Here is a 16,973-nt window from a genome sequence, read left to right as displayed (position 1 = left end):
AATGAGTGCTGACATCACCGAGACGGCCGCATGGCATTCGCTGCAACGCCACCACGAGGCGGTGTCGTCGAAGAATCTTCGGGAGCTCTTCGACGAAGATCCGGCCCGCGGCACCGATCTCACGCTGACCGTCGGCGATCTCTACATCGACTACAGCAAGCACCGGGTGACACGCGAGACGTTGGAACTCCTGGTCGAGCTGGCCACCGCGGCCGGGCTGCAGGACCGCCGCGACGCCATGTACTCCGGTGCGCACATCAACACCTCCGAGGACCGCGCCGTTCTGCACACGGCCCTGCGGTTGCCCAGGGGCGCCGAGCTGATCGTGGACGGCCAGGACGTGGTCGCCGACGTCCATCAGGTGCTCGACGCGATGGGCGATTTCACCGACCGGTTGCGTTCCGGACAGTGGACCGGCGCCACGGGCGAGCGGATCACGTGCGTGGTGAACATCGGCATCGGCGGCTCGGATCTGGGACCGGTGATGGTCTACGACGCGTTGCGCCACTACGCCGATGCCGGCATTTCGGCGCGCTTCGTGTCCAATGTCGACCCGGCCGACCTGATCGCGAAGTTGGACGGCTTGAATCCGGCCACAACGCTTTTCGTCGTCGCGTCGAAGACGTTCTCCACGCTGGAGACATTGACCAATGCGACCGCGGCGCGGCGGTGGCTGATCGAATCACTCGGCGAGGATGCGGTTTCCAAGCATTTCGTGGCGGTCTCCACCAACAAGAAGCTCGTCGACGAATTCGGTATCGACACCGCCAACATGTTCGGCTTCTGGGATTGGGTTGGCGGTCGCTACTCGGTGGACTCGGCGATCGGGCTGAGCGTGATGGCGGCGATCGGCCGCGAACGCTTCGCGGAGTTCCTCTCCGGGTTCCACCTCGTCGACGAGCACTTCCGAACGGCGCCGCTGGCACAGAACGCGCCGGCTCTGCTGGGCCTGATCGGCGTCTGGTACAACAACTTCTTCGGCGCGCAGTCCCGCGCTGTGCTGCCGTATTCCAATGACCTGTCTCGGTTCGCCGCCTATCTGCAGCAGCTGACCATGGAATCCAACGGGAAGTCGGTGCGCGCGGACGGCACACCGGTCAGCACCGATACCGGCGAAATCTATTGGGGCGAGCCGGGAACCAACGGTCAGCACGCGTTCTACCAGTTGCTGCACCAGGGCACCAGGTTGATCCCGGCCGACTTCATCGGCTTTTCCCAGCCCACCGACGATCTGCCCACCGCGGACGGCACCGGCAGCATGCACGACCTGCTGATGAGCAACTTCTTCGCCCAGACCCAGGTGTTGGCCTTCGGCAAGACTGCCGAGGAGATCGCGGGCGAGGGCACCGACGCCGATGTCGTGCCGCACAAGGTGATGCCGGGCAACCGGCCGAGCACCTCGATCCTGGCGACCAAGCTCACCCCCTCGGTGGTCGGTCAGCTCATCGCGCTCTACGAGCACCAGGTGTTCACCGAGGGCGTCATCTGGGGTATCGACTCGTTCGACCAGTGGGGTGTCGAGCTGGGCAAGACCCAGGCCAAGGCGCTTCTCCCGGTGCTGACCGATGATGCCGCTCCCGCGAGGCAGACGGATTCGTCGACCGATGCACTCGTGCGGCACTACCGCGCGGAGCGCGGCCGAACAGCCTGAGCCGCGCGGAGCGCGGTCGAACAGCCTGAGCCCGAGGCGCCGAGAGTGACGTAATGGCTGCCCCCGATGCGTCGGAGGCAGCCGTTACGTCACTCTCGGGGCCGACCGGAAAAGCGCGTACCCGCTGCGCCTTTCGGCGAGCAGCGGGTACGCGTCCTATCGAGATGCTGTGTTACGGGGCGGGGATGGTTGCGCAACCCACATTCGGGATGCAGCCGCTCGCGCCACCGGGACCTGCACTGCCACTGGGGCCGCCGGGGATCGCCCCGGTTGCACCGTCCGGGCCGGCCGATCCGCCGGGACCGCCCGGGATCACACCACTGGCACCACCCGGACCAGCCTCACCGACGGGACCACCCGGAATGGCGCCACTGGCACCACCGGGACCGGCCTCGCCGACGGGACCACCGGGGATCGCCACGTTGGCACCGTCCGGACCGGCATTGCCGACTGCGGCACACGGCGTGCCGTCGGCGTTCCAGCACGGCGGCGGTGGCGGCGGGGTGGCACCGGCGACGGGTGCGAACGCGATTGCCGCACCCGCAGCACCGGCAAAGAGGAACGGGGTCATCTTCGTCAGTTTCACCATCATGAAAAGAGAGTTACCACTGACTAAGTCGGGCTAAACATCATCCCGATCGCAATCTTTTCGAGATCAGGCAAAGCGTTTGGTGTACTTCGGCGGCAGCAGCCGCATGATCTGGGTCAGCGGCGCCCACGGCCAGTTCGGCACGACCGCGCGGCCCTTCTCCTTCTCGATGGCCGCGACCATGGCGCGCACTCCGGTCTCGTTGTCGACCATCAACAGGGTGTTCGCCGCCTGGGCCGTCATCTCCGATTCGATATAGCCAGGTTCGATCACGGTGACCCGGATGGGGCCCTTGTCGTACTCGGCACGCAGGGATTCACCGAGCGAGGTCATACCCGCCTTGGACGCCGCGTAGGCGGCCTTGGTGCCCGGCACACCGGTATTGCCCAGCACCGAGGAGATGATCACCAGGTGCCCGCCGCCCGCCTTCTGGAACAGCTGCAGCGCGTACTCGATCTGCACCAGCCCGGAGACCAGGTTGGTTTTCAGGGTCGCAGAGTTGTGCCACGGCTTCCCGCCACCGATCTGGTAGCCCTTGCCGATGCCGGCATTGACGATCACGCGGTCGATACCACCCAGCTCGTCGGACAGTTGCCCGAACACCTGCGGGATGGCCTCGTGGTCGTCGACGTCGAGCGCGGCGATGGCGACCTTGGCGTACGGGTGCTTGTCGAGGATCTCGGCACGCAGTTCTTCCAGCCGATCGAGGCGGCGCGCGCACAGCGCCAGGTCGCGGCCCATGGCCGCGAAGGCGCGGGCCATCCCGGCACCGAGGCCGGAGCTCGCACCGGTGATGAGTATCTTCTGGCGGGTCATGGCAGCAGGATAACCGAGTTAGATTTCTGGCCGGAAACTCTCAGAGTTCTGTCGCGGTATCGGAGTCCGCGCCGCGGCGCGCGAACGCGTTCCACATCGCGTATCCGGTGGTGAAACCCAACGCGATGGACATCATCGACACGAGCATCACCGTGATTGCCGCGCTGCCCTGCCCCGAGGCGAGTTGGGCGAGGCCGATCATCCCGATCGAGCTGGGCACCAACAGCCAGAAGCCGGGTGCCAACATCACCTGCGCCACCGGTGTCATGGACAGTCTACTCAGGGCCAACGCGCTCAAGATGAGGATCAGTCCGCCGCCGAATCCGCTGACATAGCCCCCGAAGACAGCGTTGGTCAGCAGCTGGGCGCCGTAGGCGGTGAACAGGACGAGCGTCAGCCACGGTGCGAACCCGCGCGGCGGGCCGAGGTGCAGGATGATCCCGACGGCGTAGACCGCGACCCCGAGCCAGGGCGCCCAGCTGCCCAGGGTGTTCACCGGCACATCGACCAGCTCCGACCACGTCAGACCGAGCAACTGCACGGCCAGCAGGATGCCCAGCGCCAGTTGGGCCAGCCGCATCAGTCCCGCCATCAGACGTGCCGAACCGGAGACCATTTCACTGGTGGACGACTCGATGACGGCCAGCGTGATGGCGACCCCCGGTAGGAACAGCGTCAGCGGTGCGATCAGCACCCGCAGGCTGTCGTGACCCATGTGCAGGAGCCGCCCGAGGCTGAAGGCGACGTAGGTCACCAGGAATGCGCTGAGGACCGGGAGCAGTTGGCGCAGTGCCGGATTGCGCCGAGTGAGCAATTCCAGCAATCCGACCAACAGCCCGAAGCCGGTCGCCGCGATCAGCGAGAGCACGGTCGGCTGCAAGATCAGTGCGTACGCCGCACTCTGCAATCCGTAGCCGATGACGCTGACGCCACCGCCGAATCGTCGTGGCATGGCGTGGATCCGGTCCAGCTCGGCCAGGCCCTCGGCCGGATCCAACCGCTGGGTCTGGGCCCGTTCCACGAGCTCACCCAGCGGGAAGGTCTGGTCATAGCGCAATGCGGCCCCGCGGGCCACGATCGTGTGTTGCCGGTCCCCCGCTTGGATGAAGTTCGGCAACACGAGCACCGGGCAGTCCGTGCCCTGCCGCGCGGACACCCGCTCCAGCGTATGGCGAACCATCGTCACCGGATAGTCCGCGCTGAGCATCGCCGACCCGAGCCGGGCGATGAATTCGACGGTGGTCGTCGTGTCAGACATGGTGTGTTCCTTGTGTTGTCGACGGCCGCAAGAACGCGAGCGCCACCACGATCGCCACCACGGGTACGACGGTCAGCAGCCAACCCAGCGTGTGCATCGCCGCGATCACCGCGTGCGCGTTGCGGGTCCAGAGCATTGTGTCCCTGCGCCTGACCACCGGCCTCCTCGCCGCTATTTGAGCAAGCGCGACATTCTCCGGTCGGCGAGCTTCTTACCACCGGTCTGACAGGTGGGACAGTACTGGAAGGACTTGTCCACGAAGGAGACTTCGGCGACTGTGTCACCGCAGACGGGGCAGGGCAGCCCGGTGCGTGCGTGCACGCGCAACCCGGAACGTTTCTCCCCCTTGAGCGTCGCGGCCTGCTGCCCCACCGAACGCGCCACCGCATCGGTGAGCACCGAGGACATCGCATCGTGCAGGTCGACCAGCTGCACCTCCGACAGCTTGTTGGCGGTCGCGAAGGGTGACAGCTTGGCCACGTGCAGGATCTCGTCACTGTAGGCATTGCCGATGCCGGCGATGATCTTCTGGTCGGTGATCACCGTCTTGATCCGTCCGCCGTGCGCGGCGAGCACCTCCTTGAGGTCCTCGGGCCCCAGTGTCAGGGCGTCGGGGCCCAGCGCGGCAATCTGCGGGACATCCATCGGGTCCCGGACGACCCACACCGCAAGCCTTTTCTGGGTGCCTGCCTCGGTCAGGTCGAAACCGACGGTCTGGCCCGGTTCATCTCCGACAAGATGCACCCGCAGCGCGATCGGGCCCTTGCCGGGCTTCAGCGGTGCGGGTGCGAGCTTGTCCGACCAACGCAGCCAGCCGGCCCGCGACAGATGGGTGATCAGGTACATCTCGCCCACTTGCAGCCCCAGGTACTTACCCCACCGCTGCGCCCCCGTGACCGGCCGCCCGTACAGCGCGGTCACGGGCGGATCGAAGGTCTTCAGAACCGACAACGCGGAGATGTCCACCCGCACGATCTGGCGGCCGACGGCGTGGCGGCGCAGATGGTCGGCGAGCGCCTCGACCTCGGGAAGCTCGGGCATGGGTCCAGTGTGCAGGACGGGCACCGATATCGTCTCTGATGTGCTGGCGGCGGTGCGGCGGTTCCTGGTGATCAACCCGGCGCCGGGGCGGTGGCAGTTCGCGGCGCGCGCCGGTATCTGCATGGCGATTCCGGTGCTGGTGGGCTGGCTGCTCGGCGACACCGGCGCCGGGCTGATCGCCGTGATCGGCGGGTTCACCTCGCTCTATGGCAGCGGCAGGCCCTATCGGAACCGGGCCGGTTACCTGGCGACCATCGCGGCGTGTTTCGCGGCCGCGGTGGCCCTCGGCGACTGGGCGGCGGCCATCCCGGTGCTCGGCCTGGTGACCATCACCGTGATCGCGATGGTGGCCGTCCTGGTCTGCCATGCGCTGAGTGTGGGTCCGCCCGGCGCGTTCATGTTCGTGCTGGGCTGTGCCGCCGGTACCGGCACCGCGTCGACCCATCTGCCGCCCTGGCATATCGGCCTCCTGGTACTCGCCGGTGGCGCGTTCTCCTGGGTGGTGCACATGCTCGGGGCGCTGTGGGAGCCGCTCGTGGGCGACGGGGGAAGGCACGGACCGGAGGCGCGGGCGGTCGCGACCGCCCGCACCGCCGTCGAGCGCTATCGGGGCAGCGGCGACAACACCGACCGGCATCTGGCCGCCAAGGCGTTGCATCAGGCGTGGACAACCTTGGTCAACTATCAGCCGACGCACTCCGAACCCGATGCTGTGGTCGACCGCCTGCGCGCGGAGAACCTGTATCTGCACCGGGTGTTCGGTGCCATCGTCGACGGTGCCCGAGCGACCGATCCCGCTCCTGCCGAGAGCACCGCACGTGTGCGGTTGCCGCTGGGCAGGCCCGGTAATGCCGCCCTGCTGCGCCGGGCGTTGAGTCCGGGTTCGGAGTCCATGCGGGTGTCGCTGCGGGTCGGGGTCGCGGTGGCGCTGTCCGGTGCGGCGGCACTGCTTTTCACCGCCGACCATTCGTACTGGGCGATGGCCACCGCGGTGCTGGTGCTGTACCAGGGGTTCGACTGGTCGCGCACCGTGCAACGCGGCGCCGAACGCATGGTGGGCACGCTGCTCGGGCTGGGGCTGGCGGCCGCGATCCTGGCCTGGCAGCCGCAGGGCTGGTGGCTGGTGACGGTGGTGGCCGTGCTGCAGTTCGCCATCGAGATGTTCGTGGTGCGCAATTACACCATCGCCGTCATCTTCATCACCCCGCTGGCACTGACCATCGCCGCCGGCGGCCGTCCCGTCGCCGACCTGGGTCACTTCCTGGTGACCCGGGGCCTGGATACCGTGATCGGTTGTGTGATCGCCCTTCTGGTGTATCGGGTGGCGCTGCGTAGGCACGGGCCGGCCCCGCTGAAGGCCGCCCTGGCCCGAACCGTGGCCGCGACCCACCGGACCGATGTGCATCTGCGGGCGGGGGCGGTGAGCAGTACGCCGGCCCGCGCCGCGCGCCGGGATCTACAACTGAGCACGCTGGCACTGCTGGAGACCTATCAGGCGGCGATCGGCGGATCGGCCGCGCAACGGGCCGACGCCGAGCGGTTGTGGCCGACGGTGGCGGCCGCCGAACAGGATGCGTATCAGACGTTGGCGGCGTGCTGGGTGCATGAGCACCCGGAGAACGGTTAGCGCTCAGACCTTTTCAGGTCACTGGCGAGCAACGACAGCAACCAGCTGACGATGGACAGCACGATGGCGGCCCAGATGGCGGTCCACCAGAACTCGTCGATCTGCAGACCCCAGTGGGTGGTGTTCTCGGTGATCCAGGAGGTGATCCAGAGCATCCATGCGTTGATGACGATGTGGATCAGGCCCAGGGTCAGGATGTAGAGCGGTATCGAGATGAACTGCACGATCGGTTTGACGACCGCGTTGACGAGCCCGAACACCACCGCGACGATGAAGATGATGCCGACCCGCTGCAGCGTCGAGTCACCACCGACAATGCTGATCCCCGGGACCAGCATCGTCACCACCCAGAGCGCGACCCCGGTCAGTGCTGCCCGCAGCAGAAAACCCATGGCCGTCAGTCTGCCGCCCGCAGCAGGTAGATGTCCATGATCCAGCCGTGTCGTTGCCTTGCCGCGGCGCGGATTTCGGTGATCTGGTCGGCGACCTCTCCCACGGTGCCTGCCACCAGCAACTCGTCGGGAGTTCCCAGATAGGCGCCCCACCAGATCCGGGTATCGGGTGGGCAGCCGCGGAAGGAGCAGTCCCCGTCGAGCATCACCACGGCCGCGCCGCTCAGCCCGTCGGCACGCAGCCTGCGCCCGGTGGTGATCAGCACGGGCTCGCCAATATCGTTGAGCGGGATGCGATGCCGCGCGGTCAGCGACTGGATGGCCGTGATACCGGGTATGACGTCGAACTCGAAGTCCACGTGTTCGGCGACGCGATCGAGGATGCGCAGGGTGCTGTCGTAGAGCGACGGGTCACCCCAGGCCAGGAAGGACCCGCTCGCCCCATCGGGCAGTTCGGTCTCGATGGCACGGGCCCACAGTTTCGCCCGTGCCGCGTGCCAGTCGTCGACGGCCTGCTCGTAGGGCACGTCGGCGGCCCGCGTGGGGTCGGGCAGTGTGACGAACCGGTATCCGGGCTTCTCGATGAAGCGATCACAGATGAGTCTGCGCAGCGCGACCAGATCGTCCTTGGCCTCGCCCTTGTCCATCGCGAAGAAGACCTGGGTGTCGTTGAGTGCCGAGATGGCCTGCACTGTCACGTAGTCGGGGTCGCCTGCTCCGATGCCGATCACATGAATGGTGCGCACCCGCAAAGGTTAGTCGATCGGATTTACCCGGTACCGCAGGTATTGACTACCGCTGGTATCGGGCTTACCGTCGGAGCTTCGGACCGCTCAAGGGAGAGTCGACGATGACCGCTTCGATGAAGGCAGGGACCACACGCGCCGAGTTCGCCGAGCGCCTGCTCAAGGGGTCGGTACGCAAGTCGTACGAGCCGATCGTCGACATCGACTGGGACGCACCGCTGGATCCCGACAAGTTCTATCTGCCGCCCAGGGTGGTCTCGCTGTACGGCACCGAACTCTGGGAGTCGATGAGCCGGGCCGAGCAGATCGAGCTGTCCCGCCAAGAACTGGTCAACACCCTCTCGGCGGGAATCTGGTTCGAGAACATCCTCAATCAGTCGCTGCTTCGCAAGATGATGCATGCCGACCCCACCGCGGCCACCACCCACTACGAGCTCACCGAACTCGGCGACGAGACCCGACACATGGTGATGTTCGGCAAGGCGATCGCCAAGGTGGGCGCCAAACCGGTACGTCCGCGGCTCTACCAGCGGATCATCATCAATACCTTGCCGTTCGCATTCCGCGGGTCGGTGTTGTGGGTGGCCGCGCTGATCGGCGAGGAGATCTTCGATTCCCTGCAGCGCCAGATGATGGACGATGACGAGTTGCAGCCGATGGTGCAGCGACTCATGCGTATCCACGTCACCGAGGAGGCCCGCCACATCCAGTTCGCGCGTGACGGGCTACGCAAGCGCACGCCGGAGATGTCGCGGGCCAAGCGGATCTGGGTCGGCAATCTCAACGGGCTCGGCGGGCCGTTCTTCCGCCACCTGTTCACCAATGCGGTGCAGTACCGCCGGGTCGGCTTGGACGGCAGGGCCGCGCGCCGGATGGCCCGCCGCTCCCCACACCGACACCAGGTACAGATCACCGGGTTCGCGCCACTGGCGTCGTTCCTCGACGAGGTCGGCCTGATGGGTCCGATCGCCCGGCGGATGTGGCGACGCAGCGCGTTCCTGCCGAGCGGCACGATCGGTACCGCCGGCGGCGTCGAGGACACCGGCCAGGACGGCCCGTCCGACGATGACCTCTACAGCGGCCCCGCGACGGTCGACGGCCGCGAGGTCCAGGTCCTGCTGGCCGGGCATCTGGACCCGATCGACGGTCGATACCATTGGCGTGGAACGGTTTTGGCGCCACTACCCGAGGGCGCCGGCAATCCGGTCTCGATCACCATCGGCGAGCGCACCGCATCGGCGAAGTTCACCGAGCGCAGCCAGCAGGGTGGCTACTCGATCGCCGGGGTGGGCACACCCCCCTTCCCGCGCTAGACAGGCCGCCGCCACATTCCGAACTCGGCGTTTCGCACCGAAAAACTAGAACGTGTTCTAGTATCGGGCTCATGCGGTTCACCTATGCGGAAGCCATGACCGATCCGAAGTACTACATCCCGTTGGCCAAGGCCGCCGACGAAGCCGGGTACCACGCGATGACCATCCCGGACAGCATCGCCTATCCCGAGGTCTCGGACTCGAAGTATCCCTATACCGAGGACGGCAACCGGGAGTTCCTCGACGGCAAGTCGTTCATCGAGTCATTCGCGCTCATCGGTGCGCTCTCGGCCGTCACGACCAAACTCCACTTCAACATCTTCGTGTTGAAGCTGCCGATCCGGCCGCCGGCGCTGGTGGCCAAGCAGGCCGGATCACTGGCCGCGATGTTCGACAACCGGCTCGGTCTCGGCGTCGGCACCAGCCCGTGGCCCGAGGACTACGAGATCATGGGTGTGCCGTTCGCCCGCCGCGGCAAGCGGATGGACGAATGCATCGATGTCATCCGCGGTCTGACCTCCGGGGACTACTTCGAGTACCACGGCGAGTTCTACGACATCCCGAGCACCAAGATGACCCCGGCACCCACCAAACCGGTGCCGATCCTGGTCGGCGGCCATGCCGATGCCGCGCTGCGCCGGGCCGCCCGCAACGACGGCTGGATGCACGGCGGTGGCGATCCGGCCGACCTCGATCCGTTGCTGGCCAAGCTCGCGAAGTTCCGCGAGGAGGAGGAACGCATCGGCAAGGCCGACGAGTTCCAGATCCACGTCATCTCCATCGACGGGTTCACCCTCGACGGGGTGAAGCGCCTCGAGGACAAGGGCGTCACCGACGTCATCGTCGGTTTCCGGATCCCGTACATCATGGGCCAGGACACCGAGCCGCTCGACGACAAGATCCGCAACCTGGAATGGTTCGCCGAGAACGTCATCGCCAAGTGCTGACGTCGACGGCGCGCTACCTCGGCTTGACGGCCTGCACGGTGTAGGTGAGCGGCAGCCGTTCGGGGTGCTCGGCGAGCACGTACTCACCGTCGTACTCGGCGCTCTCGACCATGGCCTCGAGCGCTTTCCACGGCGCCTCGCGGTGTTCCTCCAGCGCCGTCACGCCCAGACCGGCGGCGGTCAGGGCAGTGAAGACCTCGCCGAGACCGTGATTGAAGGACACCCCGGCCGATGCCGCGAGCGTTCCCTGCCCGGCGTAGCTGCTCGGCTCGTCGAACGCGGTTCCCGCCGTCTCGAAGTACGGATAGTGCACCACCAGCAGATCATCGGATCGGGTATCACCGATCGTGTCGAGCATCGGGTGCCCCTCCCGCATGAACAACCGTCCGCCGGGACGCAGGAGTTCGGCGACCACCGTCGCCCATCGCCGGATATCGGGCAGCCAGCACAGCGCACCGATACCGGTGTAGACCAGATCGCAGCACTGCCCACCGAGAGCGCCGACCGCGTCGTAGACATCGGACTCGACGAATCCGACCGGGTTGCCGGCGCGCGCCGCCAGCGCGGTGCCCGCGGCGACGGCCGACGGCGAGAAGTCCAGTCCGGTCACCGATCTCGGCCCGAGCCGGGCCAATGAAACGGTGTCGGTGCCGATATGGCATTGCAGGTGCACCACGTCGAGTCCGCTGATGTCCCCGAGGCGCGGCAGGTCGTAGCGCACCACGCCGGACAGGTATCGAGGGTCTGCGAAACCGTCGAGTTCGTAACCACCCGGCCCCAGGTGTATCGGGACCCGCGACTCCCAGTTCGCCAGGTTCAGCGCCCGCCAGTTCTCGGTCATGGGAGAACATTCTGGCATCGGCCGCGCCATTCGGGTCTCGGCGTCAGAAGCGTGCGTCGATCGCGGCGACGCTGAGCACGTGTTCGAGCACGAGCATCGCCGTACCGACCGTGGCGGAACGGTCGCCATGTGTCGCCGGGCGCACCTGCAGAGCCCCGGTGGCTTCGGCGGTGGCGTTGCCGTACAACGACTCTCGCAGGCCCGCCACGAACATCTCGTACACTCCGGCCATATCGCCCGCGATCACGACGGCAGCCGGGTTGAGCAGGTTCACCGCAGGCGCTATCCCCGCACCGACGGCGCGCCCACTCTCGCGGACCATTCGGCGGGCCTCGGGGTCACCGTCGGCGGCCAGCTCGGCAACATCACGCAGGTGCCGGACGGATATGCCCTGCTGCTGTAATGCCCGCACGATCGCCCATCCGCCCGCGACGGCCTCCAGGCACCCGGTGTTCCCACAGCGGCACGGAATGCCTTCTGCCGCAACGACCTTGTTATGACCGAACTCGCCCGCGGCCTGATTCGCGCCACGCAACAGCACGCCCCCGGCGATGATGCCCGCACCGAGACCGCTGGAGGCCTTGACCACCAGCACATCGTCATCGCCACCGCGTTCGGCCAGCGCGATGGCGTTCGCATCGTTGTCCAACACGATGGGCGCGGACCCGATGCGCGGCAATGCCTCCAGGTAGGGACGCAGCGGCACACCATCCCAGCCGCGCAGGATCGCCGATCCGCAGCTGCAGCCCCGTTCGGCATCGACCGTACCCGGCAGGGTCAGCCCGACACCGTGGATGTCGACCCCCGGAAACTGCTCCAGCAGGACGTCGAGCCCCTTGCCGATATCGGGCATCAGGTCCGCAGGACCGAGCGCGACTTCGGAGTCGATATCGGAGAGCGCCAACACCGCGCCGGCCAGATCGCAGACCGCAAGCCGGGTGCGGCTGAGGCCCACCGCGACCGAGAGCACGATCCCGGCATCGGTATCGACGCTGAGCTGGGTGGCCGGACGTCCGCCCGTCGAGGGAGCCGGCTGACACTCCTTGACCAGCCCGGCGCCCAGCAGGACCGCCAATCTGGCACCCACCGCGGTCCTGGACAGGCCGGTCAGCGCGGTGATATCGGTACGCGTCAGCTCGCCCTTGGCCCTGATCAGGGCAAAGACTTCACCGACGCTGGCCACACCTCATTGCAGCACAGTTGCGTAAGATCGGCCACTTTCGCCGGAAAAAGACATAACTAAGTTGAACGCCGACCCTAAGTATCCGTAGGCTGCTTTCGGTGACCCCGAGCACCCAACGCCCCACCACCCCGCAGTCGGTCGTGGCCGCCGATCCGGCGGTGCGTGCACTGGCCGTCCTGGCGCTCGCCCTCGGCGGCTTCGGGATCGGCACCACCGAGTTCGTCGCCATGGGCCTGCTGCCCGATATCGCGACCGGTTTCGACGTCTCCGAACCCACCGCCGGACACGTCATCTCTGCCTATGCACTCGGTGTCGTCATCGGCGCGCCGACCATCGCCGCGCTGACCGCCCGCGTTCCGCGGCGGGCACTGCTGCTGGGCCTGATGGCGGTCTTCACCCTCGGCAACCTCGCCAGCGCGCTCGCCCCCTCCTACGCCACGCTTGTCATCGCCCGATTCGTCGCGGGATTACCCCACGGTGCGTTCTTCGGCATCGCCGCGCTGGCGGCGGCGCACCTGATGGGCCCGCGCAATCGCGCCAAGGCGGTCGCCTACGTGCTGTCCGGTTTGACGGTGGCCACCGTGCTCGGCGTGCCGCTGGCCTCCTGGCTTGGTCAGGCGTTCGGTTGGCGCAGCGCCTTCGTGCTGGTGGTCGTCATCGGCTTGATCACCCTGACCGCGCTGTGGTTATGGCTCCCCGACCAATTGCGCACCATGCACGTGACCAGCCCGCTGACCGAACTCGGCGCCCTGCGCCGACCCCAGGTCTGGTTGGCGGTCATGGTCGGGATGATCGGCTTCGGCGGGATGTTCGCCGTCTACACCTACATCAGCACGACGATGACCGACGTCGCCGGACTGCCGAGAGCACTGGTTCCGGTGGCGCTCATGGTCTTCGGTCTGGGCATGGTGGTGGGCAACCTCGTCGGCGGCCGGTTGGCCGACATCTCGGTGATACGCGCGCTGTACCTGTCCTTGGGGTCACTCGGCGTCGTCTTGCTGGTGTTCGTGGCCGCGGCGCACAACCCGTGGACAGCACTTCCGGTGCTCTTCCTGATCGGCACCGCGGGATCGGCCGTCGGTCCGGCATTGCAGACCCGACTGATGGACGTGGCGCACGACGCGCAGACACTCGCGGCGGCGCTGAACCATTCGGCACTCAACATCGGCAACGCGGCAGGCGCCTGGGTCGGCGGACTGGTGATCGCCGCCGGGCTCGGCTACACCGCGCCGGCGGCCGCCGGATCGATCCTGGCGATGTGTGGCCTGCTCGTGCTCACGCTGTCGGTGCTGCTGGGGCGCGCTACTCGTCGATGATGTGCACGGCGGCCTCCTCGGCGGACGCCGCACCGCCGTCGATGCCGACATCGCTGCCGAGTAGCTCCTTTTCGGTATCCACCCCGGAGCCCTCGTCGGGTGCCACCAACCGGCCGGAGCGCCGGTCGCCCACCTCGTCGTCACCGGCCTGCTCGTCGGGACGGTAGTTTTCGTCGAGGGCGGGATCGGGCTGCTCGTCGGCCAGCCGCTCATCGAGGCTCTCGTGCTCGCGCGGCTCCTGCCACCGCTCCGGCGGTGAATAGCCTTCGTCGAGCAGATCATCGACACCGCGGTCGAGCAGGGTGTCCTCAGCCGTGAGTTGGTCTTCTTCTTCCGGGCTGTATCCCTGGTCGTCCTCGGGCAGTTCTGCGGTCATGCCGACAACGCTACTCATCGCACCGGATGCGCGCCGCTGATCGTCGAACCGGCCACCGAGAAGCTGCGAGCAGGAATTCGTCGGTGCGAATAGGGTGTGATGGTGGACCACCGTTCTGATGCCGCCGGGTTGGTCACCGGCCCGCGCCGCGTCACGAATGCAGCGGATCAACCCCCGTGCGGACCGGCTCATAACCACCGGGAAAAACGTCCCCCCGGCAGGCATGAAAACACCGATAAACGGGTACGTACCCCCGCGATGGCTTCAGGCATGCAGGCTGCGCTTCACGCACGCAGCGATCCACCTCCTGCGTGGCTTGTCTCGCTGCGCGCAGATGTCCTCGACGCCGTGTCCGATTTCCTGGCCGACACCTGTGCCGATGCCCTGCGCGGCAGCCATGTCGACATCACCGAACGCGTGCTGCGCGACATGCTCGCCGAGGGCAAATGCCTGCGCTCGACCTATCTCTACCTGGGCTGGCGTGCCGGCGCGGACAGCAGTCACGCCGCCGTACGCGCGGCAGGAAGTCTGGAGTTCCTGCACGCCTTCGCGCTGTTCCAGGACGATGTGATGGATGAGTCGCCGATGCGGCGCGGACGCCCCAGCGCGCACCGGGCCTTCGAGGACTGGCATCGCGAACGCGGACTGCCCGGGTCCTCCGCGCGTTTCGGTGAGTCGGCGGCGGTCCTGCTGGGCGACCTGTGCCTGGTGTGGGCCGAACAGATGTTCCGCCAATGCGGGCTGCCCGCCGAATCGCTGGCCCGGGCCTGGCCGCGCTATGACGCTATGCGCACCGAACTTGCCATCGGGCAGTTCGCCGATCTGGTCAACGACACGGCGGGCTTCCCCACCCTGGAGCGCGTCCTGGACGTGGCCCGGCGCAAGTCCGGTAACTACACCGTCCGCAGGCCACTCGAGATCGGGGCTGCGCTCGCCGGCTGCGACGATGCGGTATCGGTAGCCCTGGGCCGCTACGGCGAGAACATCGGCGAGGCCTTCCAGTTGCGCGATGACCTGCTCGGCGTCTTCGGCGCCCCGGCGACCACCGGCAAGCCGATCGGCACCGACCTGGTGGCCCGCAAGGCGACGACCGTCGTGGTCGCGGCGTACGAACTGGCCACCGGAGCCCAGCAGCGCCAGTTCAAGGAATTCATGACCGCCGAACGACTCGGCGATGACGACATGGCTCGCTGGCAGGACTTGATCTCGGAGGTAGGAACAGTGCAGCGGATCGAAGATCTGATCCATTCGCGGTTCGCCGCGGCCACGGCCGCGCTGGACGGTGTGGCCGGCGGTGCGCTGGACCCCGAGGTGCGCGCAGCGCTCGTCGCGACCGCAGCGGCCTGCACCGAGCGGACCGCCTGATGCGCACGGTGGCTGGTCGCACCGACCATGTGGTCGTGGTGGGGGCCGGATTGTCCGGACTCTCGGCGGCGCTGCACCTGGCAGGCAGGGGTCGGCGGGTCACCGTCGTCGAACGCGGGTCCGATCCCGGCGGCCGGATGGGCCGCGCCGACATTTCCGGTTACCGCATCGACACCGGTCCGACGGTGCTGACCATGCCCGACATCATCGACGAGACCTTCGCCGCGGTCGGCGAATCCACCGCCGACCGCTTGGAGCTGCATCAGGTCGACCCGGCGTATCGGGCATCCTTCGCCGACGGCAGCTGTATCGACGTGCACAGTGACGCGGCCATCATGGCCGCCGAGATCGAACGCTTCGCCGGTCGTACCCAGGCCGAAGGCTATCTACGCCTGCGTGATTGGCTGACCAAGCTCTATCAGGTCGAGTTCCAGGGCTTCATCTCGTCGAACTTCGACTCCCCGCTGTCGCTGCTGACCCCGCAGCTTGCGAAGCTGGCCGCCATCGGCGGTTTCCGCGGCTGGGAGACGATGGTGCGGCGGTTCATCACCGACGAGCGATTGCTGCGCGTCTTCACCTTCCAGGCTCTCTACGCGGGCGTGCCCCCGCGCCGGGCGCTGGCCGCCTACGCGGTGATCGCCTACATGGACACGATCTCCGGGGTGTACTTCCCCAAGGGCGGAATGCGCGCGCTGCCGGACGCGCTGGCCGCGGCAGCCGCCGATGCCGGAGTCGAGTTCCACTACGACGCACCGGTTTCGGAACTGGAGCGCACCGGCGACCGCATCACCGCGGTCCGCACCGCCACCGGTGCTCGATTCGCCGCAGATGCCGTGGTGTTGACCACCGAGCTGCCGGACACCTATCGCCTGCTGGGACGTAGCCCCCGACGGCTGATCAAGCTGCGGCCCGCCCCATCGGCGGTGGTCGCCCACATCGGTTGCGGTGCCGTCGCTCCGGATGCCGGCGCATCGCATCACAACATCCTGTTCGGCAACGAATGGGCGCGCACCTTCGAGGAGATCATCGACGAGGGTGTCCCGATGGAGGACCCCTCACTGCTGGTCACCCGTCCCACCGCGGCGGACCCGAGCCTCGCCCCGGAGGGCAGGGATCTGCTCTACGTCCTCGCCCCGACACCCAATCTGGATGTCGGCGCACTGGATTGGGACGGTCAACGCGACCAGTACACGGCGCAGATGCTCGACACCTTGGCTGCCCGGCTGCCGAACGTCCTCACCGATCCGCAGGTACTCGACGTGGTGACCCCGCTGGACTGGGCCCGCCAGGGCATGATCGCCGGCACACCGTTCGCCCTGGCGCACACCTTCGGGCAGACCGGACCGTTCCGCCCCGCCAACACCGTGCGCGGTATCCCCAACGTGATCCTCGCCGGTTCGTCCACCGTTCCCGGCGTGGGAATTCCTACCGCCATCGTCTCCGGCCGCCTGGCCGCCGACCGGATCACCGGAGCCGATTCCTCGGTCCGTCCCCGAATTTTCACCCGATGAG

17 protein-coding genes and 1 pseudogene are annotated in these 16,973 nt (G+C 67.3%); 7 read left to right on the top strand and 11 right to left on the bottom strand.

Translation table 11 applies throughout. The features are described 5' to 3' along the window. Window position 1: 1 nt before the first annotated feature. A complete protein-coding gene (gene pgi, locus G154_RS12685) occupies window positions 2-1,651 on the top strand; it encodes a glucose-6-phosphate isomerase (protein WP_019510388.1) in 1,650 nt (549 codons plus the stop codon). 172 nt (window positions 1,652-1,823) lie between these two features. Here pgi and G154_RS12680 read toward each other — a convergent pair whose 3' ends face one another. The 6 genes and pseudogenes from G154_RS12680 to G154_RS27100 all read right to left on the bottom strand — a co-directional run. Beyond that, a complete protein-coding gene (locus tag G154_RS12680; RefSeq protein ID WP_019510387.1) occupies window positions 1,824-2,243 on the bottom strand; it encodes a hypothetical protein in 420 nt (139 codons plus the stop codon). A 63-nt stretch (window positions 2,244-2,306) separates the two neighbouring features. After that, the gene (locus G154_RS12675) at window positions 2,307-3,056 is read right to left on the bottom strand and encodes an SDR family oxidoreductase (protein WP_019510386.1); all 750 of its coding nucleotides are present in this window, start codon (window positions 3,054-3,056) and stop codon (window positions 2,307-2,309) included. Window positions 3,057-3,096: 40 nt separating this feature from the next. Further along, the gene (locus tag G154_RS12670; RefSeq protein WP_019510385.1) at window positions 3,097-4,314 is read right to left on the bottom strand and encodes a threonine/serine exporter ThrE family protein; all 1,218 of its coding nucleotides are present in this window, start codon (window positions 4,312-4,314) and stop codon (window positions 3,097-3,099) included. After that, complete coding sequence (locus G154_RS26430) at window positions 4,307-4,450, bottom strand: hypothetical protein (RefSeq protein ID WP_019510384.1); 144 nt, start codon at window positions 4,448-4,450, stop codon at window positions 4,307-4,309. Before G154_RS26430 ends, G154_RS12670 begins: the two co-directional genes overlap by 8 nt. Before the next feature lie 35 nt (window positions 4,451-4,485). Next, complete coding sequence (locus G154_RS27105) at window positions 4,486-4,959, bottom strand: zinc finger domain-containing protein (RefSeq protein ID WP_237742511.1); 474 nt, start codon at window positions 4,957-4,959, stop codon at window positions 4,486-4,488. Between the two features lie 198 nt (window positions 4,960-5,157). Next, window positions 5,158-5,355, bottom strand: a pseudogene (locus tag G154_RS27100) (DNA-formamidopyrimidine glycosylase family protein); the annotation flags it as partial. Here G154_RS27100 and G154_RS12660 point away from each other — a divergent pair. Then, the gene (locus tag G154_RS12660) at window positions 5,354-6,982 is read left to right on the top strand and encodes an FUSC family protein (protein WP_234713027.1); all 1,629 of its coding nucleotides are present in this window, start codon (window positions 5,354-5,356) and stop codon (window positions 6,980-6,982) included. The pseudogene G154_RS27100 and the gene G154_RS12660 sit on opposite strands and share 2 nt — an antisense overlap. Here the strand turns inward: G154_RS12660 and G154_RS12655 are convergent. Further along, window positions 6,979-7,374: a phage holin family protein gene (locus tag G154_RS12655; RefSeq protein ID WP_019510381.1), complete on the bottom strand. Its 396-nt coding sequence runs from the start codon at window positions 7,372-7,374 to the stop codon at window positions 6,979-6,981. The two genes, G154_RS12660 and G154_RS12655, sit on opposite strands and share 4 nt — an antisense overlap. A gap of 5 nt (window positions 7,375-7,379) precedes the next feature. Continuing rightward, window positions 7,380-8,120 (bottom strand): precorrin-6A synthase (deacetylating), encoded by a 741-nt coding sequence (gene cobF / locus G154_RS12650; RefSeq protein ID WP_019510380.1) that lies wholly within the window; start codon window positions 8,118-8,120, stop codon window positions 7,380-7,382. A gap of 104 nt (window positions 8,121-8,224) precedes the next feature. On the opposite strand from cobF, the gene G154_RS12645 reads away from it, so the two are divergent. Beyond that, window positions 8,225-9,433 carry a diiron oxygenase gene (locus G154_RS12645; RefSeq protein WP_019510379.1) on the top strand — a complete coding sequence of 403 codons (1,209 nt, stop codon included), beginning with the start codon at window positions 8,225-8,227 and terminating at the stop codon, window positions 9,431-9,433. Window positions 9,434-9,504: 71 nt separating this feature from the next. After that, a complete protein-coding gene (locus G154_RS12640; protein ID WP_019510378.1) occupies window positions 9,505-10,380 on the top strand; it encodes an LLM class flavin-dependent oxidoreductase in 876 nt (291 codons plus the stop codon). A 13-nt stretch (window positions 10,381-10,393) separates the two neighbouring features. On the opposite strand, the gene G154_RS12635 is transcribed toward G154_RS12640, so the two are convergent. Both G154_RS12635 and G154_RS12630 read right to left on the bottom strand, forming a co-directional pair. After that, a complete protein-coding gene (locus tag G154_RS12635; RefSeq protein ID WP_019510377.1) occupies window positions 10,394-11,221 on the bottom strand; it encodes a bifunctional 2-polyprenyl-6-hydroxyphenol methylase/3-demethylubiquinol 3-O-methyltransferase UbiG in 828 nt (275 codons plus the stop codon). Window positions 11,222-11,264: 43 nt separating this feature from the next. Further along, the gene (locus G154_RS12630; RefSeq protein WP_019510376.1) at window positions 11,265-12,404 is read right to left on the bottom strand and encodes an ROK family transcriptional regulator; all 1,140 of its coding nucleotides are present in this window, start codon (window positions 12,402-12,404) and stop codon (window positions 11,265-11,267) included. A 98-nt stretch (window positions 12,405-12,502) separates the two neighbouring features. Here G154_RS12630 and G154_RS12625 point away from each other — a divergent pair, with 98 nt between their 5' ends. Beyond that, entirely contained in the window at window positions 12,503-13,720 is a 1,218-nt protein-coding gene (locus G154_RS12625; protein WP_019510375.1) for an MFS transporter, read from the top strand. On the opposite strand, the gene G154_RS12620 is transcribed toward G154_RS12625, so the two are convergent. Further along, window positions 13,707-14,096 carry a DUF5709 domain-containing protein gene (locus G154_RS12620; RefSeq protein ID WP_031601676.1) on the bottom strand — a complete coding sequence of 130 codons (390 nt, stop codon included), beginning with the start codon at window positions 14,094-14,096 and terminating at the stop codon, window positions 13,707-13,709. The genes G154_RS12625 and G154_RS12620 overlap by 14 nt on opposite strands. Before the next feature lie 270 nt (window positions 14,097-14,366). Here G154_RS12620 and G154_RS12615 point away from each other — a divergent pair, with 270 nt between their 5' ends. Both G154_RS12615 and crtI read left to right on the top strand, forming a co-directional pair. Beyond that, on the top strand, window positions 14,367-15,461 hold the full coding sequence (locus tag G154_RS12615) for a polyprenyl synthetase family protein (RefSeq protein WP_019510373.1): 1,095 nt from the start codon (window positions 14,367-14,369) through the stop codon (window positions 15,459-15,461). Further along, window positions 15,461-16,972 (top strand): phytoene desaturase family protein, encoded by a 1,512-nt coding sequence (gene crtI, locus G154_RS12610; RefSeq protein WP_019510372.1) that lies wholly within the window; start codon window positions 15,461-15,463, stop codon window positions 16,970-16,972. The genes G154_RS12615 and crtI overlap by 1 nt, the downstream gene beginning before the upstream one ends. Window position 16,973: the final 1 nt, after the last annotated feature.

The organism is Mycobacterium sp. VKM Ac-1816D, from assembly GCF_000416385.1.
Classification (GTDB): domain Bacteria; phylum Actinomycetota; class Actinomycetes; order Mycobacteriales; family Mycobacteriaceae; genus Mycobacterium; species Mycobacterium neoaurum_A.
The sequence above is the reverse complement of the archived record's forward strand: the minus strand, read 5'-3'. Positions and strand labels throughout refer to the sequence as shown.

Coding starts and splice junctions, on each gene's coding strand:
- G154_RS12635 (WP_019510377.1), bottom strand. CDS start 11,221: ATGACCGAGAACTGGCGGGCGCTGAACCTGGCGAACTGGGAGTCGCGG.
- G154_RS27105 (WP_237742511.1), bottom strand. CDS start 4,959: ATGGATGTCCCGCAGATTGCCGCGCTGGGCCCCGACGCCCTGACACTG.
- G154_RS12680 (WP_019510387.1), bottom strand. CDS start 2,243: ATGATGGTGAAACTGACGAAGATGACCCCGTTCCTCTTTGCCGGTGCT.
- pgi (WP_019510388.1), top strand. CDS start 2: ATGAGTGCTGACATCACCGAGACGGCCGCATGGCATTCGCTGCAACGC.
- G154_RS12615 (WP_019510373.1), top strand. CDS start 14,367: ATGCAGGCTGCGCTTCACGCACGCAGCGATCCACCTCCTGCGTGGCTT.
- G154_RS12645 (WP_019510379.1), top strand. CDS start 8,225: ATGACCGCTTCGATGAAGGCAGGGACCACACGCGCCGAGTTCGCCGAG.
- G154_RS12640 (WP_019510378.1), top strand. CDS start 9,505: ATGCGGTTCACCTATGCGGAAGCCATGACCGATCCGAAGTACTACATC.
- G154_RS12655 (WP_019510381.1), bottom strand. CDS start 7,374: ATGGGTTTTCTGCTGCGGGCAGCACTGACCGGGGTCGCGCTCTGGGTG.
- G154_RS12675 (WP_019510386.1), bottom strand. CDS start 3,056: ATGACCCGCCAGAAGATACTCATCACCGGTGCGAGCTCCGGCCTCGGT.
- G154_RS26430 (WP_019510384.1), bottom strand. CDS start 4,450: ATGCTCTGGACCCGCAACGCGCACGCGGTGATCGCGGCGATGCACACG.
- G154_RS12660 (WP_234713027.1), top strand. CDS start 5,354: ATGGGTCCAGTGTGCAGGACGGGCACCGATATCGTCTCTGATGTGCTG.
- G154_RS12620 (WP_031601676.1), bottom strand. CDS start 14,096: ATGACCGCAGAACTGCCCGAGGACGACCAGGGATACAGCCCGGAAGAA.
- G154_RS12670 (WP_019510385.1), bottom strand. CDS start 4,314: ATGTCTGACACGACGACCACCGTCGAATTCATCGCCCGGCTCGGGTCG.
- crtI (WP_019510372.1), top strand. CDS start 15,461: ATGCGCACGGTGGCTGGTCGCACCGACCATGTGGTCGTGGTGGGGGCC.